The sequence below is a fragment of the Pseudomonas sp. UBA6699 genome, assembly GCF_002454615.1.
GTDB lineage: Bacteria > Pseudomonadota > Gammaproteobacteria > Pseudomonadales > Pseudomonadaceae > Aquipseudomonas > Aquipseudomonas juntendi.
Window position 1 is genome coordinate 1 of the sequence record NZ_DKJF01000090.1, and the last position, 21,429, is coordinate 21,429.

21 protein-coding genes are annotated in these 21,429 nt (G+C 62.1%); 14 read left to right on the forward strand and 7 right to left on the reverse strand.

Features of this window, described 5'->3' with window-relative positions:
- Nucleotides 1-426 precede the first annotated feature (426 nt).
- The 8 genes from B3361_RS17410 to B3361_RS17445 all read left to right on the forward strand — a co-directional run bounded on the left by B3361_RS17410 (nt 427) and on the right by B3361_RS17445 (nt 7,555).
- On the forward strand, nt 427-1,758 hold the full coding sequence (locus tag B3361_RS17410) for an OprD family porin (RefSeq protein WP_009682238.1): 1,332 nt from the start codon (nt 427-429) through the stop codon (nt 1,756-1,758).
- 168 nt (nt 1,759-1,926) lie between these two features.
- Nucleotides 1,927-2,565, forward strand: a complete 639-nt coding sequence (locus B3361_RS17415; RefSeq protein ID WP_009682239.1) for a peroxiredoxin — start codon at nt 1,927-1,929, stop codon at nt 2,563-2,565.
- Nucleotides 2,566-2,842: 277 nt separating this feature from the next.
- Nucleotides 2,843-3,436, forward strand: a complete 594-nt coding sequence (gene ssuE / locus B3361_RS17420) for an NADPH-dependent FMN reductase (protein WP_029884767.1) — start codon at nt 2,843-2,845, stop codon at nt 3,434-3,436.
- A gap of 84 nt (nt 3,437-3,520) precedes the next feature.
- On the forward strand, nt 3,521-4,486 hold the full coding sequence (locus tag B3361_RS17425) for a sulfonate ABC transporter substrate-binding protein (RefSeq protein WP_029884766.1): 966 nt from the start codon (nt 3,521-3,523) through the stop codon (nt 4,484-4,486).
- Nucleotides 4,487-4,546: 60 nt separating this feature from the next.
- A complete protein-coding gene (gene ssuD, locus B3361_RS17430; RefSeq protein WP_029884765.1) occupies nt 4,547-5,695 on the forward strand; it encodes an FMNH2-dependent alkanesulfonate monooxygenase in 1,149 nt (382 codons plus the stop codon).
- Nucleotides 5,696-5,705: 10 nt separating this feature from the next.
- Nucleotides 5,706-6,503, forward strand: a complete 798-nt coding sequence (gene ssuC, locus B3361_RS17435) for an aliphatic sulfonate ABC transporter permease SsuC (protein WP_054905726.1) — start codon at nt 5,706-5,708, stop codon at nt 6,501-6,503.
- Nucleotides 6,500-7,312, forward strand: a complete 813-nt coding sequence (gene ssuB, locus B3361_RS17440) for an aliphatic sulfonates ABC transporter ATP-binding protein (protein WP_029884763.1) — start codon at nt 6,500-6,502, stop codon at nt 7,310-7,312. Before ssuC ends, ssuB begins: the two co-directional genes overlap by 4 nt.
- Nucleotides 7,313-7,339: 27 nt before the next feature.
- A complete protein-coding gene (locus B3361_RS17445; RefSeq protein WP_003255829.1) occupies nt 7,340-7,555 on the forward strand; it encodes a TOBE domain-containing protein in 216 nt (71 codons plus the stop codon).
- A 146-nt stretch (nt 7,556-7,701) separates the two neighbouring features.
- On the opposite strand, the gene B3361_RS17450 is transcribed toward B3361_RS17445, so the two are convergent.
- The 4 genes from B3361_RS17450 to B3361_RS17465 all read right to left on the reverse strand — a co-directional run bounded on the left by B3361_RS17450 (nt 7,702) and on the right by B3361_RS17465 (nt 12,766).
- The gene (locus tag B3361_RS17450) at nt 7,702-8,328 is read right to left on the reverse strand and encodes a TetR/AcrR family transcriptional regulator (RefSeq protein ID WP_009682245.1); all 627 of its coding nucleotides are present in this window, start codon (nt 8,326-8,328) and stop codon (nt 7,702-7,704) included.
- Complete coding sequence (gshA, locus tag B3361_RS17455) at nt 8,328-9,905, reverse strand: glutamate--cysteine ligase (RefSeq protein WP_154211124.1); 1,578 nt, start codon at nt 9,903-9,905, stop codon at nt 8,328-8,330. The genes B3361_RS17450 and gshA overlap by 1 nt, the downstream gene beginning before the upstream one ends.
- 153 nt (nt 9,906-10,058) lie before the next feature.
- Nucleotides 10,059-10,442 carry a PaaI family thioesterase gene (locus tag B3361_RS17460; protein WP_054905724.1) on the reverse strand — a complete coding sequence of 128 codons (384 nt, stop codon included), beginning with the start codon at nt 10,440-10,442 and terminating at the stop codon, nt 10,059-10,061.
- Nucleotides 10,442-12,766: a Tex family protein gene (locus B3361_RS17465; protein ID WP_054905723.1), complete on the reverse strand. Its 2,325-nt coding sequence runs from the start codon at nt 12,764-12,766 to the stop codon at nt 10,442-10,444. The genes B3361_RS17460 and B3361_RS17465 overlap by 1 nt, the downstream gene beginning before the upstream one ends.
- A 216-nt stretch (nt 12,767-12,982) precedes the next feature.
- Here B3361_RS17465 and ompR point away from each other — a divergent pair, with 216 nt between their 5' ends.
- Nucleotides 12,983-13,723 (forward strand): two-component system response regulator OmpR, encoded by a 741-nt coding sequence (gene ompR, locus B3361_RS17470; RefSeq protein ID WP_009682249.1) that lies wholly within the window; start codon nt 12,983-12,985, stop codon nt 13,721-13,723.
- 13 nt (nt 13,724-13,736) lie between these two features.
- Nucleotides 13,737-15,050 carry an ATP-binding protein gene (locus B3361_RS17475; protein WP_029887604.1) on the forward strand — a complete coding sequence of 438 codons (1,314 nt, stop codon included), beginning with the start codon at nt 13,737-13,739 and terminating at the stop codon, nt 15,048-15,050.
- 112 nt (nt 15,051-15,162) lie between these two features.
- Here B3361_RS17475 and rimK read toward each other — a convergent pair whose 3' ends face one another.
- Together rimK and B3361_RS17485 are read right to left on the reverse strand one after the other, a co-directional pair.
- Entirely contained in the window at nt 15,163-16,068 is a 906-nt protein-coding gene (rimK, locus tag B3361_RS17480) for a 30S ribosomal protein S6--L-glutamate ligase (protein ID WP_009681234.1), read from the reverse strand.
- Complete coding sequence (locus B3361_RS17485) at nt 16,065-16,547, reverse strand: ATP-dependent zinc protease (protein WP_009681235.1); 483 nt, start codon at nt 16,545-16,547, stop codon at nt 16,065-16,067. The genes rimK and B3361_RS17485 overlap by 4 nt, the downstream gene beginning before the upstream one ends.
- Nucleotides 16,548-16,656: 109 nt before the next feature.
- Between B3361_RS17485 and B3361_RS17490 the strand changes: the two genes are divergently transcribed.
- Entirely contained in the window at nt 16,657-17,058 is a 402-nt protein-coding gene (locus tag B3361_RS17490; RefSeq protein WP_054905722.1) for an RNA-binding S4 domain-containing protein, read from the forward strand.
- Between the two features lie 83 nt (nt 17,059-17,141).
- Here B3361_RS17490 and B3361_RS17495 read toward each other — a convergent pair whose 3' ends face one another.
- Nucleotides 17,142-17,936 carry a phosphatase PAP2 family protein gene (locus B3361_RS17495; RefSeq protein ID WP_054905721.1) on the reverse strand — a complete coding sequence of 265 codons (795 nt, stop codon included), beginning with the start codon at nt 17,934-17,936 and terminating at the stop codon, nt 17,142-17,144.
- A gap of 109 nt (nt 17,937-18,045) precedes the next feature.
- Here B3361_RS17495 and hslO point away from each other — a divergent pair, with 109 nt between their 5' ends.
- The 3 genes from hslO to B3361_RS17510 all read left to right on the forward strand — a co-directional run bounded on the left by hslO (nt 18,046) and on the right by B3361_RS17510 (nt 21,369).
- Nucleotides 18,046-18,945: an Hsp33 family molecular chaperone HslO gene (hslO, locus tag B3361_RS17500; RefSeq protein ID WP_054905720.1), complete on the forward strand. Its 900-nt coding sequence runs from the start codon at nt 18,046-18,048 to the stop codon at nt 18,943-18,945.
- A gap of 179 nt (nt 18,946-19,124) precedes the next feature.
- Complete coding sequence (locus tag B3361_RS17505; protein ID WP_161893125.1) at nt 19,125-20,666, forward strand: phosphoenolpyruvate carboxykinase; 1,542 nt, start codon at nt 19,125-19,127, stop codon at nt 20,664-20,666.
- Nucleotides 20,667-20,928: 262 nt separating this feature from the next.
- On the forward strand, nt 20,929-21,369 hold the full coding sequence (locus B3361_RS17510; protein WP_054905032.1) for an acyl-CoA thioesterase: 441 nt from the start codon (nt 20,929-20,931) through the stop codon (nt 21,367-21,369).
- Nucleotides 21,370-21,429 lie beyond the last annotated feature (60 nt).

A 21,429-nucleotide genomic window follows, 5' to 3' on the forward strand; every position in this document is an offset into this window, starting at 1 on the left:
TCGCGCCCCATCGCGACACAAGGCCGCTCCTACAAAGCCTGCGAAGGGCCATAACCTGGGTCAATGGCGAAATCAGATCAGCCTGCTAGGCTTCTCCGTCCGTATAGAACTTTAAGGAATTAGGTTATTAGCAAACGTTTGCAAATAGCTAAATGCTATTATAACCCGCAGAGCTACAACGATTGGTTGCAAAGGTTCGTTACATATTCCCTAAAAATCTTAGAAATTCACAAAACGGTCATTTTGGATTTATAGGATTGTCATTATCCTGTAGCGCAGGTGGCGCCTTAGACCAAAGTCGAGAAACGTTTAGAAACGTTTGACTTACCAGTCACACTTTGGGACTAAATCGCCAATCCACGGTGAGCGGGGCACAAGACCCTGCCGCCAGAGATACACAAAAATTAGAACGTAGAGGAGCACAACATGTACAAGTCCAGCCTGGCCGTGGCCGTGGCACTGGGGGTTTTCGCCCAAACAGCAGGCGCTGCCGGTTTCGTGGAAGACAGCAAGCTGTCCCTCAGCTCGCGCACCATGTATTTCAACAACGACAACCGCGATGGCGGTGCTGACAACCGCGAGTCGGGTCAGGGCTTCAAGCTCGATTACATCTCTGGTTTCACTGAAGGCACCGTTGGTTTTGGTGTCGATGCCCAGGCCTTGTGGGGTATCCACCTGGACGGTGGCCGTGGCAAACACCCTGACAATAGCAGCTTCTTCCCAAGCGACTCGGACGGCTCGGCCGCTAGCCAGTGGGCACGTTTTGGCGCCAACGCCAAGGCTCGCTTCTCCAAGACCGAAGTGCACTTCGGTAGCGCCCTGGCGCCAAACCTGCCGATCCTGGTCTCCAACGACGGGCGTCTGCTGCCGCAAACCTTCGAGGGTGGCACCATCCAGTCGAAGGAAATCGACAACCTGACCATCAACGCCGGTCAGCTGACCCACGCCATGGGTCGTGCGTCGAGCAACCGTACCGGCCTGTCGGTCGCTGGCGCCACTGCCGACAGCAACAAGTTCCGCTACGGCGGCCTGGACTACAAGCTCACTCCAGACCTGACCCTGCAGTACTACTACTCGAACCTGGAAGACTTCTACAAGCAGCACTTCCTGGGTGCCACCCACGTCTTCAAGATCGCCGACGACCAGTCGTTCAAGACCGACCTGCGCTACTTCGACAGCAGCAGTGACGGCAACAACGGTCACGGCGGTGGCTACAACTTCAGCAACAACGGTGGCTACGCCAAGAACACTGGCAAGGTCGACAACAAGACCTGGACCGCCATGTTCACTTACACCCTGGGTGGCCACGCGCTGATGCTCGGTCGTCAGCAAGTCAGCGACGACGGCGGTTTCGTCTGGCTGAACCAGGGCAACGTGGTTGACGGTAACGGTCGCCCTGAAGGCGCTGCCGGTTCCAGCTTCTACCTGTTCACCGACAGCATGATCAACCAGTTCGCCCGTGCCGGTGAGAACACCAACTTCGGCCAGTACTCGTATGATTTCGCCTCGCTTGGCGTTCCGGGCCTGAAGGCTTCGGTTTCCTACCTGCGCGGTGACGACATTCGCTACAAGAGCGGCCACGGCACCTACAACGAATGGGAACGTGACGCCCGCGTCGACTACACCATTCAGCAAGGTACCCTCAAAGGCCTGGGCTTCAGCCTGCGCCAGGGTGTGTACCGCGGTGGCAGCAACGAAGCCAGCGCGGACCAGGACCAGACTCGCTTCATCGTGAACTACACTTACAGCTTCCTGTAAGCCGTAGCGACACCAAAGAGCCTCGCCTAGTGCGAGGCTTTTTTACGTCAGAAACTTTGTATGCTTTATGGTTATAAATAAATTGTTATTTATTCTTTTTGTTTTTAAATCATTGCAGGCAAAGTTCATTCACACGCTGACCACAACCCAGCCCAGGAGCCGCAGCCCATGAGCCTAAAACTCGGCGATATCGCCCCCGATTTCGAACAGGATTCCAGCGAAGGCAAGATCCGTTTCCACGAGTGGCTGGGTAACAGCTGGGGGGTGCTGTTCTCCCACCCGGCTGACTTCACCCCGGTATGCACCACTGAGCTGGGCCTGACTGCCAAGCTCAAGGACGAATTCGCCAAACGCGGAGTCAAGGCCATTGCCTTGTCGGTCGACCCGGTCGATTCGCACCACAAATGGATCGCCGACATCAACGAAACCCAGAACACCGTGGTCAATTTCCCGATCATCGCCGACGCCGACCGTAAGGTTTCAGACCTTTACGACCTGATCCATCCGAACGCCAGCGACACCCTGACCGTGCGCTCGCTGTTCGTGATCGACCCGAACAAGAAGGTGCGGCTGACCATCACCTACCCCGCCAGTACCGGGCGCAATTTCAATGAAATCCTGCGGGTGATCGACTCGCTGCAGCTGACTGACAACCACAAAGTGGCCACGCCAGGTAACTGGCAAGACGGCGACGACGTGGTGATCGTGCCTTCGCTCAAGGACGAAGAAGAGATCAAGCAGCGCTTCCCCAAAGGGTACCGGGCCGTCAAACCCTATCTGCGCCTGACCCCCCAGCCCAATCGTTAACGCATTCCTCGTTGCATCGCTCTTAGCCTCACAGGGATTTTCGGGCCGTTTCGACGGCCCTTTTTTTAGCTGCGAGCTGCAAGCTGCAAGCTGCAAGCTGCAAGCTGCAAGCAGAAGCAAAAGCAAGAGCAAGAGCAAGAGCAGGTCAGCTTGCGGCTTGTAGCTTGTAGCTTGAAGCTTTAAACCAAAATGGAATAAACAAATGAAAAAATAGGATTTCTAGATATATAAAACGACTGCTAATGTCACCCCCAACAGAACACAAGGAAGCGCTGCAATGTTGGTCGTCTCAATCGGTGGTAGCCCAAGTCCACGTTCACGCTCCGGCGTGCTGCTGGAGCGTTCGCGCCAGTGGCTGCAGCATCGCGGCGTCGAAGTGGTGACGTTCCAGGTACGTGACTTCCCCGCCGAAGACCTGCTGCATGCCCGTTTCGACAGCCCGCAGGTACAGCACTTCCAGCAACTGGTGGCCCAGGCCGATGGCCTGATCGTCGCCACACCGGTGTACAAGGCATCGTTTGCCGGTGCTCTTAAAACCTTGCTCGACCTGCTGCCCGAGCGCGCTTTGGCACACAAGATCGTGTTGCCGATCGCCACCGGCGGCAGCATCGCCCACATGCTGGCGGTGGATTACGCACTCAAGCCCGTGCTATCTGCACTCAAGGCGCAAGAGACCCTGCAAGGGATCTTCGCTGACGACAGCCAAGTCGCTTACGCAGAGGGCAGCAAGCCCGCGCAACTGCTACCCGCGCTGGAAGAACGCCTGCAGGACTCGCTGGAAACCTTCCACGTTGCCCTGGCCCGTCGGCCGCGCCCCGTGGCCCCCGGTGTACTGAACGAACGCCTGCTCAGTGCTCGCTGGAGCATCTGACCGGTTTTATCCGCTTCACCACCTTACTCGCCCGCCAACGAGGCAAGCAGGTGCAACCCGAACCCTATCGCACAGGAGAGCGCCATGCGCACAGTCTTCTTGCGTCGCGGTCTGGTCGCCCTGTTCGCGGCGGCTGTGTCCTTCGGCGCTATCACCCAAGCCCAGGCCGAGAGCCTGCGGATCGGTTATCAGAAATACGGCACCCTGGTGCTGCTCAAGGCCAAGGGCACGCTGGAGAAGCGCCTGGCCGAGCAGGGCGTACAGGTGCAGTGGACCGAGTTTCCCGGCGGCCCGCAGCTGCTTGAAGGGCTGAACGTCGGCTCGATCGATTTTGGCGTCACCGGTGAAACACCACCGGTATTCGCCCAGGCCGCCGGCGCCGACCTGCTCTATGTGGCCTACGAACCGCCCGCGCCGCACAGCGAAGCGATTCTCGTGCCCAAGGGTTCGCCGGTACAGTCGGTGAAGGACCTCAAAGGCAAGAAAGTCGCCCTCAACAAAGGCTCCAATGTGCACTACCTGCTGGTGCGTGCACTCCAAGACGCGGGCCTGCAGTACAGCGACATCCAGCCGGTTTACCTGCCGCCGGCCGACGCCCGAGCAGCCTTCGAGCGCGGCAGTGTCGACGCCTGGGTGATCTGGGACCCGTACCAGGCCGCCGCCGAGCAACAGCTGCAGGCGCGCACCCTGCGTGACGGCAAGGGCCTGGTCGACAACCATCAGTTCTATCTCGCTACCCGCAACTACGCGACCGAGCACCCAGCGGTGATCAACACCGTTATCGAGCAAGTGCGCGCCGTGGGCGAGTGGTCGCAGGCCAACCCGCAGGAAGTCACCGACCAGGTGGCGCCGCTGCTCGGCTTGCCTGCCGACATCACACTTACCTCGGTCAAACGCCAAGGCTACGGCGCCGCGCCCCTCACCCCGCAGGTAGTGGCGGCGCAGCAGAAGATCGCCGACACCTTCCAGGCGCTCAAGCTGATACCCAAGCCGTTGAGCATCAAGGATGTGATCTGGACACCCCCGGCCAAGGTCGCTAGCGCGCCTTGAATGATGCGCCCATGCCGGGGCACCGCCCCGGCTCGTCCCCCCCTTGAGGAGACAACTCCAATGAGTCTGAACATTTTCTGGTTCCTGCCCACCCACGGTGACGGCAAGTACCTGGGCACTGCCGATGGCGCCCGCGCGGTCGACCACGGCTACCTGCAACAGATCGCGCAAGCTGCCGACCGGCTTGGTTTTGGTGGGGTATTGATCCCGACCGGGCGCTCCTGCGAGGACTCCTGGCTGGTCGCGGCCTCGCTGATCCCCGTGACCCAGCGCCTGAAGTTTCTGGTGGCCCTGCGCCCCGGCATCATCTCGCCAACCGTGGCTGCTCGGCAGGCAGCCACCCTCGATCGCCTGTCCAACGGCCGGGCGCTGTTCAACCTGGTCACCGGTGGCGACCCGGACGAGCTGGCCGGTGACGGCCTGCACCTGAACCACCAGCAGCGCTACGAGGCGTCGGTCGAGTTCACCCGTATCTGGCGCAAGGTGCTGGAAGGCGAAAACGTCGATTATGACGGCAAGCACATTCAGGTGAAGGGCGCCAAGCTGCTCTATCCGCCGATTCAGCAGCCTCGCCCGCCGCTGTATTTCGGCGGTTCTTCAGAAGCTGCCCAAGACCTGGCGGCTGAACAGGTCGAGTTGTACCTGACGTGGGGTGAGCCACCGGCAGCCGTGGCCGAGAAGATCGCCCAAGTGCGCAAAAAGGCCGCTGCTCAAGGCCGCGAAGTACGTTTCGGTATCCGCCTGCACGTGATCGTGCGCGAAACCAACGAAGAAGCCTGGGCCGCCGCCGACCGCCTGATTTCGCACTTGGACGATGACACCATTGCCCGTGCGCAGGCCTCGCTGGCGCGCTTCGACTCGGTGGGCCAGCAGCGCATGGCCGCCCTGCACGGCGGTAACCGCGACAACCTGGAAGTCAGCCCCAACCTGTGGGCGGGTGTTGGCCTGGTGCGTGGCGGTGCGGGTACCGCGCTGGTCGGTGATGGCCCGACCGTGGCCGCGCGGGTCAAAGAGTACGCCGAGCTGGGCATCGATACCTTCATCTTCTCCGGCTACCCGCACCTGGAAGAGTCGTACCGAGTGGCCGAGCTGCTGTTCCCGCACATTGACGTGAACCGCCCGGAACAACCCAAGGCGGGTGGCTACGTGAGCCCGTTCGGCGAGATGGTAGCCAACGACATCCTGCCCAAGTCCGTCGCGCAGAGCTGAGGGCCAGGCCATGAGTCGTGCAACTTCCAACAACCTTGCCCAGCGGCTGGCGCCATGGGCGCTGCCGGTGCTGCTGCTGGCCGCCTGGCAGCTGGCGGTCAGTGCTGGCTGGCTGTCGACGCGCATCTTGCCGGCGCCTGGCGCCGTGGTCAGTGCTGGCGTCGAGCTGGTGCGTAGCGGTGATATCTGGACCCACCTGGCCATCAGTGGCTGGCGTGCCGGGCTGGGCTTCGTCATCGGCGGCAGCATCGGCCTGGTGCTTGGCTTCATCACGGGCCTTTCGAACTGGGGCGAGCGCCTGCTCGACAGCTCGGTGCAGATGATACGCAACGTGCCGCACCTGGCGCTGATCCCGCTGGTGATCCTGTGGTTTGGTATCGATGAGTCGGCGAAGATCTTCCTGGTCGCGCTGGGCACGTTGTTCCCGATCTACCTGAACACCTACCACGGCATTCGCAATGTGGACCCGGCGCTGGTGGAAATGGCCCGCAGTTATGGGTTGTCCGGCTTCAGCCTGTTCCGCCAGGTGATCCTGCCGGGGGCGCTGCCGTCGATCCTGGTGGGCGTGCGCTTTGCCCTGGGCTTCATGTGGCTGACCCTGATCGTTGCCGAAACCATCTCGGCCAACGCGGGCATCGGCTACCTGGCCATGAACGCCCGTGAATTCCTGCAGACCGACGTGGTGGTGCTGGCCATCGTTTTGTACGCCGTGCTCGGCAAGCTCGCCGACCTGGCCGCCCGTGGCCTGGAGCGTGTGTGGTTGCGCTGGCACCCAGCCTATCAAGTGGCGAAGAAGGAGGGCGCATGACCGTGCTCAAGGAACAGCCGCCACGCCTGCTGCGTGGCATACCGCTGGCCGCCAACGGCTTGCGCAAGGCCTTTGGCCAGCGCGAAGTATTGAAGGGTATCGACCTGCACATTCCGGCGGGCCAGTTCGTGGCCATTGTCGGCCGCAGCGGCTGCGGCAAGAGCACCTTGCTGCGTTTGCTGGCCGGGCTCGACCAGCCCACTGCCGGGCAGTTGCTGGCCGGTGCCGCGCCGCTGGACGAAGCGCGCGAAGAAACCCGCCTGATGTTCCAGGACGCACGCCTGCTGCCTTGGAAGAAGGTGATCGACAACGTGGGCCTGGGCCTGTCTGGCGACTGGCGCTCGCGAGCGCTGGATGCCCTGGAGGCGGTTGGCCTGGCCGACCGTGCCAATGAGTGGCCGGCAGCGCTTTCGGGTGGCCAGAAGCAGCGTGTGGCGCTGGCCCGGGCACTGATCCACCAGCCGCGCCTGCTGTTGCTGGACGAGCCGTTGGGCGCGCTGGATGCCCTGACCCGTATCGAGATGCAGCAACTGATCGAACGCCTGTGGCGTCAGCACGGCTTTACCGTGCTGCTGGTTACCCACGATGTCAGCGAGGCGGTTGCCGTGGCTGACCGGGTGATCCTGATCGAAGACGGCGAGGTCGGGCTCGACCTCACTGTCGACCTGGCACGGCCTCGGGCGCGTGGTTCGCACCGCCTGGCTGCGCTGGAAAGCGAAGTGCTCAACCGTGTGCTGTCGGCCCCGGGCGCTGCGCCCGAGCCGGATCCTGTAGCCCCTCTGCCCACGCAACTGCGTTGGGCGCACTGAACCCCAGAAGCCAAAAGGAAGCCAATCATGACTATCAAAGCCATCAACGTGCGCAACCAGTTCAAAGGCACTGTGAAAGAAATCCTCGAAGGGCCGGTACTGTCGGAAATCGACGTGCAGACGGCTTCGGGCATCGTCACTTCGGTGATCACTACCCGCTCCGTGCGTGAGCTGGAGCTGCAGGTGGGCAGTGAAGTGATTGCCTTTGTGAAGTCGACGGAAGTGTCTATTGCCAAGCTGTGATGAAAGTGGCCCTTGTAACGCTTAACTCGCGGGGCTGCTTTGCAGCCCGATCGCGACACAAGGCCGCTCCTACAGGTACTGCACAGGTTTTCGGCCTTGTGCCTTTCCCTGTGGGCGCCGGCTTGCCGGCGGTGAGGCCACCAACTTCAACGCTTGATTAGAAACGGCGGCAGATACAACCCCAGATACGCCTCGAATACCCGCTTGCCTTCCTCGGCCATACGCGGGGTGATCGCCTCATGCAGCTGCACCGAGCGCGCATACACCCGGTCGCTGAGCTCCATGGCCAGGGCAAACACATCCACATCCAGCGGCATCACTGGCAGGTGGAAATGCTGGTCGAACAACTTGTACATCAGGTCGCCCAGTTCCATGTCGTGCTGCCGATCGGCTTGCACCACTTCACTCAGCCCGTGCTGGGCAAGAATCAGCTGCCGCGCTGCTGCATCCTGGTTGTAGATATCCAGCATGCGCTGCTCGATCAGCCGTGACAGCTCATGCCAGGTACTGAACGCCTGGCTGTCGATCGGTGCCCTCAGAGCCTCACGGAAAGCCCGGTGCACGTCGGCGGTCAACGCCTCGAGCAACGCCGGCACGCTGGCGAAGAAGTGATAGACCGACGACGGCGGAATCTGCGCACGCTCGGCCACGCTGTAGATCGACATTGCCGCCACCCCCACCTCGGCCAGTAGTTCGCGGGCAGCCGCCAGGATCGCTTCGATCCTGGCCTGGCTGCTGGCGCGCGGTTTGCGCGGGGTAGCGGTACGCGTCATCAGTTGCTGATCGCCAGGATGCTGGCTTGATAGGCACCCACGAACAGGTCGAAATCACCGACTTCTTCCTGCTCCAGCTCGGCCTGCCTGGCCAGCGACTCGCGGGCCAGCGTCTCGTAGGTTTGTTGCTGCTCCTGGCTCAGCGGCTGTTCACGGAAGGTCTCGGCGTGAATACGGCTCTGGCGCAGCGAAAACTGCACGAAGCTTTCGTCATGCTCGGTCATGCGCGCCAGCACCTGGGCCGAAGGCGTCAGCGAGGCGTCATCGACCTTGGCCTGTTGCGCATCCAGCGCCTTGCTGTGGGCGTCGGTATCTTCGGCCTGGTCCAGTAGCTCGGCCAACTGCCGAATACGCTCGATCAGCTCGCTGGCCCACACCTTCAGGCTGACCGGCTGGCCGTTGCGCTGCAATTCCAGGCCCGGGCGGCGACCTTCCTTGACCACGGCCAGGAAGTTGCTGGTGCACTGGCCACACTCGGCATTGCCCAGTTGCGGGCTTTCTTCCAGGGCACAGAACAGCAGGAATGCATCGAGGAAGCGCGCCTCGGTCAGGTCGATGCCCACTGGCAGGAACGGGTTGATGTCCAGGCAGCGCACTTCCACATACTGCACGCCGCGCGAAGTCAGGGCCTGGATCGGCCGCTCGCCGGTATAGGTGACGCGCTTGGGGCGTATGTTCGAGTAGTACTCGTTTTCGATCTGCAGGATGTTGGTATTCAGTTGTACCCACTCACCGTCGACGTGCGTGCCGACCTCGACATAGGGCGGGTAGGGCGTGCCCACCGCCTTGCGCAGGCTGTCGGTGTAGCTGGCCAGGTTGTTGTAGCAAGGCGTGAGGCCCGCCTGGGCGTTGCTCTGGTAGCCCAGGTCGCTCATGCGCAGGCTGGTGGCGTAGGGCAGGTACAGGGTTTCGGCGTCCAGCTCTTCGAGCTGGTGCGGGCGGCCACGCATGAAGCCTTTGTCCAGGGCCGGCGAGGCGCCAAACAGGTACATCAACAACCAGCTGTAGCGGCGGAAGTTGCGGATCAGCGCAATGTAGGCAGATGACTGATAGTCGCGGTCGGGCTCGCTGCTGCCTTCGGCAGCACGCAGCAAAGGCCACAGAGCCTCTGGCAGCGAGAAGTTGTAATGAATGCCGGCGATGCACTGCATGGTGCGGCCATAGCGCAAGGCCAGGCCTTTGCGGTAGACGTGCTTGAGCTTGCCGATGTTCGAGCTGCCGTACTCGGCGATCGGGATGTCCTCTTCGGCCGGCAACGTGCATGGCATCGATGGGCTCCACAGGTACTCGTCGCCCAGCTTGCTGTAGACGAAACGGTGGGTCTGTTCGAGGCTTTCGAGCACTTTAGCCGGGTCGGCCAGCGCGGGGGTGATGAACTCCAGCAGCGACTCGGAATAGTCAGTGGTGATCTGCTCGTTGGTCAGCGCCGACCCCAGTGCATCCGGGTGCGGGGTCTGGGCCAGGCGACCTTCGTCGGTCACGCGCAGGCATTCGCGCTCAATACCGTGCAGGCACTGCTTGAGCAGGGGAAGATTGGCGCCGAGCAGGCTCAGGCGGCGGTTGAGGAGTTCGCTCAAGATGTATTCCTTCACGCGTCAGTCGCCCCAATATGGGGGTAGAGATAACGGTCTACAAGGGTAGGGAGAAAGGAACTGGCGTTGTCGCCTGGTTTACGCGGATCCAGCAGTGCCAGCGCACTGCTGAAAATACCGCAGATACTGCTTGGTGAGCTAGAGAACCGCAAAGGTTCCTTGCGCCTTGGCCACCAGTTTGTCGCCCTGGACTACGTCGGCGTCGACCACCAGGGTACGCCGCCCGGCATGCAGCACGCGGGCGGTGCACAGGACCTCGCCGTCACTGACGGCGCGCATGTAGTTGATCTTGCATTCGATGGTGACGCTTTGCTGGTCAAAGCCATGGTTGGCCGAACAGGCCAGGCCCATGGCGATATCCACCAGGCTGAAAATAGCCCCGCCGTGCAGCTTCTGGCCACGGTTGCGCAACTGCGGCTGCAGCGCCAGGGCGACCTCGGCAACGCCGGGCTCCAGGTGTTGCAGGCGGCAGCCAAGGAGCTGGCTGAAGGCGCTTTCGACATATTCGCGTGGTATGTCCATCACTTCTTCTTCAGCTGCTTGGCGTTGGCGAACAGCGCGGCCATGGCGTTGTTGGCCGGGGCCGCGGTGGCGGTTTCACGTTGGCGCGGCGCCTGTTGCTGGCGGTTGCCTGCCGGGCCACGGTTACCGCCGCGGTTGCCTTCGACCTTTTCGCCCGGGGTGTCGCTCATGCGCATCGACAAGCCCACGCGCTTGCGTGGGATGTCCACCTCCATGACCTTGACCTTGACCACGTCGCCGGCCTTGACCGCCTCGCGCGGGTCCTTGACGAACTTCTCCGACAGCGCCGAGATATGCACCAGGCCGTCCTGGTGTACGCCGATATCGACGAAGGCACCGAAGTTGGTGACGTTGGTCACCACGCCTTCGAGGATCATGCCTGGCTCCAGGTCCTTGAGGTCTTCGACGCCATCCTGGAAGGTGGCGGTCTTGAATTCCGGGCGTGGGTCGCGGCCGGGTTTGTCCAGCTCCTGCAGGATGTCGGTCACGGTCGGCAGGCCGAAGGTTTCGTCGGTGAAACGCTTGGGGTCCAGGCGCTTGAGGAAGCTGCTGTCGCCGATCAGCGAGCGAATGTCGCGGTCGGTATCGGCGGCGATGCGCTGGACCAAGGGGTAGGCTTCGGGGTGAACCGCCGAGGCGTCCAGCGGGTTGTCGCCGTTCATCACCCGCAGGAAGCCGGCAGCTTGCTCGAAGGTTTTCTCGCCCAGGCGGCTGACCTTTTTCAGCGCCGCGCGGGTGGCGAACGGGCCGTTGGCGTCGCGGTGCGCGACGATGTTCTGTGCCAGCGTGGCGTTAAGCCCGGAGATGCGCGTCAGCAACGCCACCGAGGCGGTATTCACATCCACGCCCACGGCGTTCACGCAGTCCTCGACCACAGCGTCCAGGCCACGGGCCAGTTTCAACTGCGAGACGTCGTGCTGGTACTGGCCAACGCCGATGGATTTCGGGTCGATCTTCACCAGTTCGGCCAACGGGTCCTGCAGGCGGCGGGCAATCGATACGGCGCCACGGATCGATACGTCCAGGTCCGGGAATTCGCGGGCGGCCAGTTCCGAGGCCGAGTACACCGACGCGCCGGCTTCGGAAACCATGACCTTGGTGATTTTCAGGGCTGGATATTTCTTGACCAGTTCGGCGACCAGCTTGTCGCTTTCGCGGCTGGCGGTACCGTTGCCGATGGCAATCAGCTCCACCGAGTGCTTGGCGCACAGCGCGGCCATGATGGCGAGGGTCCGGTCCCAGTCGTTTTTCGGGGCGTGCGGGTAGACCGTGGTGTGGTCCAGCAGCTTGCCGGTGGCGTCGACCACGGCGATCTTGCAGCCAGTGCGCAGGCCAGGGTCGAAGCCCAGGGTGGCGCGCGGGCCGGCCGGGGCCGCCAACAGCAGGTCGTGCAGGTTGTGGGCGAACACGTTGATCGCCTCGCCTTCGGCGTTGTCGCGCAGTTCGCCGAACAGGTCGGTTTCCAGGTGGGTGTAGAGCTTGACCTTCCAGGTCCAGCGCACCACTTCAGCCAGCCATTTGTCGGCCGGGCGGCTGCGGTTCTCGATGCCGACGTGGTTGCTGATCATCAGTTCGCACGGGTGCAGGGTACCCGGCAGTTCTTCGCCGACTTTCAGCGAAGCGCTCAGCACGCCCTCGTTGCGCCCGCGGAAAATTGCCAGGGCGCGGTGCGAAGGGGCGGTGCGCAACAGCTCGTCATGGGCGAAGTAGTCCCGGAACTTGGCGCCTTCCTCGTCCTTGCCGGCCACCACGCGGGCACTGAGCACGGCTTCCTGCTTGAGGAAGCTGCGCAGTTTGTCGAGCAATGCGGCGTCTTCGGCAAAGCGCTCCATGAGGATGTATTTGGCGCCTTCCAGGGCGGCCTTCACGTCGGCCACGCCCTTGTCGGCATCGACGAAGCGTGCCGCTTCGCTTTCCGGGGTCAGTGACGGGTCGTTGAACAGGCCGTCGGCCAGCTCGCCGAGGCCGGCTTCGAGGGCGATCTGGCCCTTGGTGCGGCGCTTTTGCTTGTACGGCAGGTACAGGTCTTCGAGGCGGGTCTTGGTGTCGGCCAGCTTGATTTCGCGGGCCAGTTCCGGGGTCAGCTTGCCTTGTTCCTCGATGCTGGAGAGGATGCTGGCGCGGCGTTCGTCGAGTTCGCGCAGGTAGCGCAGGCGCTCTTCCAGATGGCGCAGCTGGGTGTCGTCCAGGCTACCGGTCACTTCCTTGCGGTAACGGGCGATGAAAGGCACGGTCGAGCCTTCGTCCAACAGGCCCACGGCCGCCTCGACCTGCTGGGGGCGTACGCCCAGTTCCTCGGCGATACGGCTGTTGATGCTGTCCATGTAAACCACCTGACATTTGTGAATACGGGGGTCGCCTATGGGCTTTCGCCCGGCGGCGCAGGATGAAAGCGGCGCATTATACCCATCGCAAACCGCTTGCGGTGATGGCGCCCGGCCAGTCGGAACTGGCGCCCGGGGAAAAATCTGCTAACAATGCTCACGGCACGCGTTGCAATGGCTACGCCATAATGCGCGGCGATCTCAGAGGAGTTATTCATGACCGGCACGCCGAACACCGCAGAAGGTGAAAAGATTCTCATCGTCGACGACGATCCAGGGCTGAGCAGCCTGCTGGAACGTTTCTTCACCAGCAAAGGCTACCGAGCCCGCGCGGTGCCCAACACCGAACAGATGGACCGCCTGCTGTCCCGCGAGGTGTTCAACCTGGTGGTGCTGGACCTGATGCTGCCGGGCGAAGACGGCCTGTCGGCGTGCAAGCGCCTGCGCCAGCACAACAACCAGATCCCGATCATCATGCTCACTGCCAAGGGTGACGAGCTCAGCCGCATCAAGGGCCTGGAGCTGGGTGCCGATGACTACCTGGGCAAGCCGTTCAACCCGGACGAGCTGATGGCCCGGGTCAAGGCCGTGCTGCGCCGCCAGGCACCCACCGTGCCAGGGGCACCGGGTAGCGAAGACGAGTCGGTCACCTTCGGCGACTACGAGTTGTCGCTGGCCACCCGCGAACTCAAGCGTGGCGACGAAGTGCACATGCTCACCACCGGTGAGTTCGCCGTGCTCAAGGCGCTGGTCATGCATGCCCGCGAGCCGCTGACCCGCGACAAGCTGATGAACCTGGCCCGTGGCCGTGAATGGGATGCCCTGGAGCGCTCCATCGACGTTCAGATTTCGCGCCTGCGGCGCATGATCGAGCCTGACCCGTCCAAGCCCCGCTACATCCAGACCGTGTGGGGCGTGGGCTACGTGTTCGTGCCGGACGGAAACGCCGGTAAGTGATGCCTGACCGTCGATGAAAACACCGCTCTGGTTTCCGCAAAGCTTCTTCGCCCGCACCCTGTGGCTGGTGTTGATCGTTGTCCTGTTCTCCAAGGCCCTGACCCTGGTCTACCTGCTGATGAACGAGGACGTACTGGTCGACCGGCAGTACAGCCACGGTGTGGCGCTGACTTTGCGCGCGTATTGGGCTGCCGACGAAGAAAACCGCGACAAGATCGCCGAGGCGGCAGGCCTCATTCGTGTGACCGGCTCGGGCGTGCCCGAAGGCGAGCAGCATTGGCCCTACAGCGAAATCTACCAACGCCAGATGCAGGCCGAGCTGGGCGAGGACACCGAAGTACGCCTGCGCATCCATGCGCCGCCGGCGCTGTGGGTAAATGCGCCGAGCCTGGGCCCGGGCTGGTTGAAGGTGCCGTTGTACCCGCACCCGCTACGCGGGCAGAAAATCTGGAACGTGCTGGGCTGGTTCCTGGCCATTGGCCTGTTGTCCACCGCTTCGGCGTGGATCTTCGTGCGGCAGCTGAACCAGCCGCTCAAGCGTCTGGTGTTCGCCGCCCGCCAGTTGGGCCAGGGGCGCAGCGTGCGGTTGCCGATCAGCGACACCCCCAGCGAGATGACCGAGGTGTACAGGGCCTTCAACCAGATGGCCGAAGACGTCGAGCAGGCTGGGCGTGAACGCGAGCTGATGCTGGCCGGGGTTTCGCATGACTTGCGTACACCGCTCACGCGCCTGCGTTTGTCGTTGTCGTTGCTCAACAGCGACAACGACCTGAGCGACGATATGGTCCGTGATATCGAAGACATGGACGCGATTCTCGACCAGTTCCTGGCGTTTATCCGTGATGGCCGGGACGAGCCGGTCGAAGAGGTCGACCTGGCGGACCTGGTGCGTGAGGTGGTCGCCCCCTACAACCAGCCGGAAGAACGTGTGCGCCTGTGCCTGGAGCCGATCCCGCCGTTCCCGCTGCGCCGCGTGTCGCTCAAGCGCATGTTGGGCAACCTGATCGGCAACGCCTTGCACCACGCAGGCAAAGGGGTCGAGGTGGCAGCCTATGTCTCGGGTGACGAAAGTGCGCCGTACGTGGTGCTGAGCGTGCTGGACCGCGGTACCGGTATTGACGAGTCGGAGCTGGAAACCATCTTCAACCCGTTCATCCGGGGTGACCGGGCGCGGGGTGGCAAGGGGACCGGGTTGGGGTTGGCCATCGTCAAGCGTATTGCGGCGCAGCATGGCGGCAATGTCGAGCTACGCAACCGGTCCGGGGGCGGTATCGAGGCGCGGGTGCGGTTGCCGTTGGGGCTGTTGTTGCCGCGTAACGCCGTTTGAGTTTTGTTGGCTGTGCCGGCCCTGTCGCCGGCAAGCCAGCCCCCACAGGTCATGCACAAGGTCTGAAAACTGTGCAGTACCTGTGGGCTTGTCGGCGCTAGGGCCGGGTGAATCAGCCTTTCCCTTTGGTCCGGGTCTGATTCGGCCCGCCATTCTTCTCCAGGTGCTCGATGATCATCCCGGCCACGTTCTTGCCAGTGGTCACTTCAATGCCTTCCAGGCCTGGCGATGAGTTCACCTCCATCACCAACGGCCCATGGTTGGAGCGCAGGATATCCACGCCCGCGACACTCAAACCCATCACCTTGGCTGCGCGAATCGCGGTGATGCGCTCTTCGGGGGTGATCTTGATCAGGCTGGCGACCCCGCCACGGTGCAGATTGGAGCGAAACTCACCGGGCTTGGCCTGGCGCTTCATCGAGGCAATCACTTTGTCCCCCACCACGAAGCAGCGGATGTCCGCACCGCCGGCCTCCTTGATGTACTCCTGCACCATGATGTTCTGCTTCAGGCCCATGAACGCCTCGATCACCGACTCGGCTGCCTGCGGGGTTTCGCACAGCACCACGCCGATACCCTGCGTGCCTTCCAGCACCTTGATCACCAGGGGGGCACCGTTGACCATGCGGATCAGGTCGGGAATATCGTCGGGCGAGTGGGCGAAACCGGTGATCGGCAGGCCAATACCGCGCCGTGACAACAGCTGCAGCGAGCGCAACTTGTCGCGCGAGCGGGCGATAGCCACCGACTCGTTGAGCGGGTACACGCCCATCATTTCGAACTGGCGCAGCACCGCACAGCCGTAGAAGGTTACCGAGGCGCCAATACGCGGGATCACGGCATCGAAACCTTCCAGCGGCTTGCCGCGGTAGTGGATCTGCGGCTTGTGGCTGGCAATGTTCATGTAGGCCCGCAAGGTATCGATCACCACCATTTCGTGGCCACGCTGAGTACCGGCTTCGACCAGGCGGCGGGTGGAATACAGACGCGGATTGCGCGACAGCACAGCGATCTTCATGCAGCACCTGTGACAGGGGAAAGGGTGGCCGGGAAGGCCGGTTTGTCTTGCACGTACTTTACGCCTGGGTTGACCACCAGTTGGCCCTGCACCAGGGCCTTCGAGCCGAGCAGCAGGCGGTAGCGCATGCTCTTGCGGCAGGCCAGGGTGAATTCGACCTCCCACACACGGTCACCCAACGCCAGTGGCGTGCGAATGACATAACGGGTCTGGGCATGCCCGTTAGAGCTGCGGATGATCTTTCTGTTCACCAAAGGTGCTTCGCAGCGTCGATGGCGCAACTGCACTACCGTGCCCAGGTGGGCGGTGAAGCGCACCCAGGGTTGGCCATTACGCTCGAAGGGTTCGATATCGGTGGCGTGCAGGCTGGAGGTACTGGCGCCGGTGTCGATCTTGGCGCGCAGCCCGGCCACACCGAGGTCGGGCAAGGCGACCCACTCACGCAGGCCGATCACAGTCAAATGGTCAAATGTCTTCACTAAGCACACCCTGCGAATGAGGTGGTGAACTGTAAGCACGGCGGGGACTTTTTGCATCCGTAAGTGAAGGTAGTACAGTTCGATGAAAGACAGAATCCGAGGTAACGCAATGGCACAAAAAGCCGAAGACGACGATAAGGTGCGCCTGGACAAATGGCTGTGGGCGGCTCGTTTCTACAAGACGCGGGCGTTGGCCAAGGCCGCGATCGAGAGCGGCAAGGTGCATTGCCGGGGCGAGCGTTGCAAGCCGGGCAAGGAGCCGCGCGTGGGCGACGAATTCGTGCTGCGTACCGGCTTCGATGAGCGCACCGTGGTGGTGAAGGCGTTGTCGGTGGTGCGGCGTGGGGCGCCCGAGGCGCAGACGCTGTACGAAGAAACCGAAGAGAGTGTGCGGCGCAGGGAGCAGGCAGCCGAAATGCGCAAGGCAGGGGCGACGGGGGTAACTACCGATGGCCGGCCGAACAAGAAGCAGCGGCGGCAGATTCACCAGCTGCATGGGAACTTCGAATAGCCGAGGCCGCTTCTACAAGGGTGCAGGCGGTGCTGTAGGAGCGGCCTCGTGTCGCGATGGGCTGCGCAGCAGCCCCCAGGGGTCTAGCGGACTACCGCCAACCGCCCGACCAACGGCAATTTCGCAGCAATCGAGAACAACGGCGCCGTCCAGCGCATCAGTGCCGCGCTACCCTTGGCCGCTAACGGCGTGTAATAGCTCCAGCCCAACGCCAGCACTGCCATCAGCAACCCGCCGATGTAGTCATCTTGCCCCCAGTGCGCGCCGGCCACCAGGCGCGGCAGCATGAACAGCACCGCCAGCGCCCAGATCACCACGAACTGCATCAGGCGGCGGCTGAACACGCTCATGAACAATGCCCAGATCAACAACACCGAGGCGTGGTCGCCGGGGAAACTCTTGCTGGAGCGGTCCTTCAGCTCCCACTTGGCTTCCAGGTGGGGGTAGTAGTCGCTCAGGTGCACCACGTCGTCGAACATCATCGAGGGGCTCTTGTGTTGCCAGCCCGCGGCATCCACCCACTTGGAAAACAGCGCGCGAATCACCACTAAGAGAAGCAGCGTGACCAGAAAGCCGAAAAACGCCTGGCGAACCTGCGCTGCCTTGAATACCCAATCACCGCGGATCAGCAGTGCCAGCAGGATCAGGCCGACCACGATGTCGAACGGGCGCATGCTGCCCACGGTCCAGATATAGCGCCAGGTGGTGTTGTCAGCCAACGGTGCATTGAGGCTGCGGAACAGCCACTCGTCGAAAGTCAGGCACAGGATCTGGCCAAAAGGCCATAACCAGAAACACAGTAGAGCGATCGGCAGCAGCGTGCAGGCTGCCAGCGGTCCCCAGGACCACCTTGCTTGGAACAGTGGTCGATTATCCATAAGATACCTCTATCTCCTATAAGGGAAACGAGCGCCTGAAGGCGCTCTGCGATGGGATTACTAATTCCCTTTCATTATTTTGTCATCATTTTCAGATAGCCAGACAACCATGAGCGACTTGCCAGAAAAAGATTTCACCCAACGTTTCATCTTCGACGAGCGCGATGTGCGCGGCGAGTGGGTGTCTCTCGATGACAGCTACGCTGCAGTGCTGGCGCGTCATGAATACCCACAGCCGGTGCAAACCCTGCTTGGCGAGCTGATGGCCGCCACCGCTTTGCTGGTCGGTGCCTTGAAGTTCGACGGCCTGCTGATACTGCAGGCGCGTTCCGCCGGGCCGATCCCGCTGCTGATGGTCGAATGCTCCGGTGACCGTGATATCCGCGGCATGGCCCGATACGAGGCGGATCAGATCCCGGCCGACGCCAGCCTGGCGCAGCTGATGCCCGACGGCCACCTGACCCTGACCATCGACCCGGTCAAGGGCCAGCGTTATCAGGGGACCGTCGACCTCGATGGTGCCAACCTCTCGGAGTGCTTCACCAACTACTTCGTTCAGTCCCAGCAGTTGAACACGCGGTTCTGGCTGAATGCCGAAGCTGGCAAGGCGCGCGGCCTGCTGCTTCAGCAACTGCCACGCGATCGCCAGCCGGACGATGAAGAGCGCGAAGACAGCTGGCAGCACGTGGTTGCCCTGGCCCAGACCCTCAAGCCGCAAGAGTGGGCAGAAGCCAATGAAACCCTGCTGCACCGCCTGTACCACGAAGATGCCGTGCGCCTGTTCGATGAACAGCCGCTGCGCTTCAAATGCAGCTGCTCACGCGAGCGTTCCGGCAATGCCCTGGTCAGCCTGGGTGAGCATGACGCCAAGGCACTGGTGCAAGAGTGCGGTGGGCAGGTAGAGATCGATTGCCAGTTCTGCAACCAGCGCTATTTCTTCGACGCCAGCGATGTGGCGCAACTGTTTGCCGGCGGCGGCACGGACGTAGCCTCAGAAACTCGCCACTGAAACGTTTAAGCTCAGGAAAATCTCCTGTCGAATTGCGCAAAAACGCAGTTCTGACAGGAGGGGCCTACTTTTTTTGGGCTTTTCTGGCATAATCCGGCCACTTTTTTCGCTGTAGTAGTTTTTTCGGAACAACTACAAAACGTTTGGAGCACTCGGCCTCGGGCCGGATGGGGTATCTCATGACGCAAGCCAATAACACCGTGTACACCGACCTGAGCGTCGATGAGCTGGTAAAAGAAGCGCTGCAACGCGGTGAAGGTGTACTAGCCGATACCGGCGCGCTGGTCGTGGAGACCGGTCACCGTACTGGCCGTTCGCCGGCTGACCGTTTCATCGTCGAAGAGCCTTCCACCCAGGACGCCATCGCCTGGGGCCCGATCAACCGCAAGTTCCCGGCCGACAAGTTCGATGCCCTGTGGGACCGCGTCGAGGCGTTCAACAACGCCCAGGATCACTTCGTTTCCTACGTTCACGTAGGGGCTGCCGCCGAGCACTACCTGCCGGTGAAAATGACCACCCAGACTGCCTGGCAGAACCTGTTCGGCCGTTGCCTGTTCATCAACCCTGAGCAGTACAACCCGGCGGGTCGCGACGAGTGGCAGGTGCTCAACGTGGCCAACTTCGAGTGCGTACCTGAGCGTGATGGCACCAACTCCGACGGTTGCGTGATCATCAACTTCGCGCAGAAGAAAGTGCTGATCGCCGGCATGCGCTACGCCGGTGAAATGAAGAAAGCCATGTTCTCGGTGCAGAACTTCCTGCTGCCGGCTGCCGACGTGCTGCCAATGCACTGCGCGGCCAACATCGGCGAAGCAGGCGATGTAACCCTGTTCTTCGGCCTGTCCGGCACCGGCAAAACCACCCTGTCGGCCGACGAAAGCCGTTACCTGATCGGTGACGACGAGCACGGTTGGGGCGAAGGCGTTGTCTTCAACATCGAAGGCGGCTGCTATGCCAAGTGCATCGACCTGTCCGAGAAGAACGAGCCGGTCATCTGGAAAGCCATCAAGCACGGTGCGGTGCTGGAGAACGTCGTTCTCGACGCCAACAAGCACGCTGACTACACCGATGTCAGCCTGACCCAGAACAGCCGTGCGGCCTACCCGCTGGAGCACGTTGCCAAGCGTTCGGAAAAGAACCTGGGCGGTGAGCCAAACGCAGTGATCTTCCTGACCTGCGACCTGACCGGTGTTCTGCCTCCGGTGTCGATCCTGAACAACGAACAGGCTGCCTACCACTTCCTGTCCGGTTACACCGCGCTGGTCGGTTCCACCGAAATGGGCTCGGGCGGCGGCATCAAGTCGACCTTCTCGACCTGCTTCGGTGCACCGTTCTTCCCACGCCCGGCTGGCGAGTACGCCGAGCTGCTGATCAAGCGTATCAACGGCTTCAACTCCAAGGTCTACCTGGTCAACACCGGCTGGACCGGTGGTGGCTACGGCGTTGGCAAGCGCTTCAGCATTCCGACCACCCGCGCGGTGATCGCTGCCATCCAGAGCGGCGCGTTGGTCGGTGCCGAAACCGAGCACCTGGACATCATCAACCTGGACGTACCGAAGGCCGTCCCAGGCGTTGATACCGAACTGCTCAACCCGCGTACCAACTGGGCTGACAAAGCTGCCTACGACGAGGCCGCCAAAGGCCTGGCCAAGCTGTTCATCGAGAACTTCAAGAAGTTTGAAGTTTCCGACGCCATCAAGGCCGCTGGTCCGCAGTTGTAAGCTGCAACCAGCCGCAATGAGAAAGCCGCCAGCATTGGCGGCTTTTTGTTATCCGGCTGATGCAATGCCTTGTAGGAGCGGCCTTGTGTCGCGATGGGCCGCATAGCGGCCCCGGGGTTTTAGCGTCACTGCATAAATTGTCGAGGCCGCTTTGCGGCCCATCGCGACACAAGGCCGCTCCTACAGGGTGAGGTGCAGGCAGCGGGAACCTGGTTTTTCTGTTTCACTGTCAGCATCCATTGCGAAGACAAGAGTCAGCCAGATGACCGAATCCCCTCAGCGCACTGCCTTCTCCCACTTTCACCCGATTCTCACCCGCCCGCAGGACAACGACCTCAATGGCCATATCGCCGGGGCCACGGTGCACGGCTTCTTCGAAACGGCGATCCAGGCGTTTCTCGTCGAGCAGGCCGAGCTGGACCTGCGTGACGGCGAGCTGGCGGCTTTCGTGGTCAGTTCGGCAGCAGATTTCTATGCATTGCCGGGCTTCCCGGACGTGCTGGAAGTTGGGCTGGGCGTAACGCGCCTGGCGGGCAGTACGGTGGAGTACCGCCTGGCGTTGTATCGCCCAGGTGAGCCCGAGGCCTGCGCGGCCGGCACGGTGGTGCAAGTCTTCATCGAGCGTGTCAATGGCCGGCCTGTGGCGTTACCAGAGGCGCTGCAGGTGATTCTTTCCGGCTTGGTGCTGGAACAACACGCATAAAAAACCCCGCCGGGAGGGGCTAATGCCAGTCATTTAAGTAATTTGGGGCCGCTTTGCGAC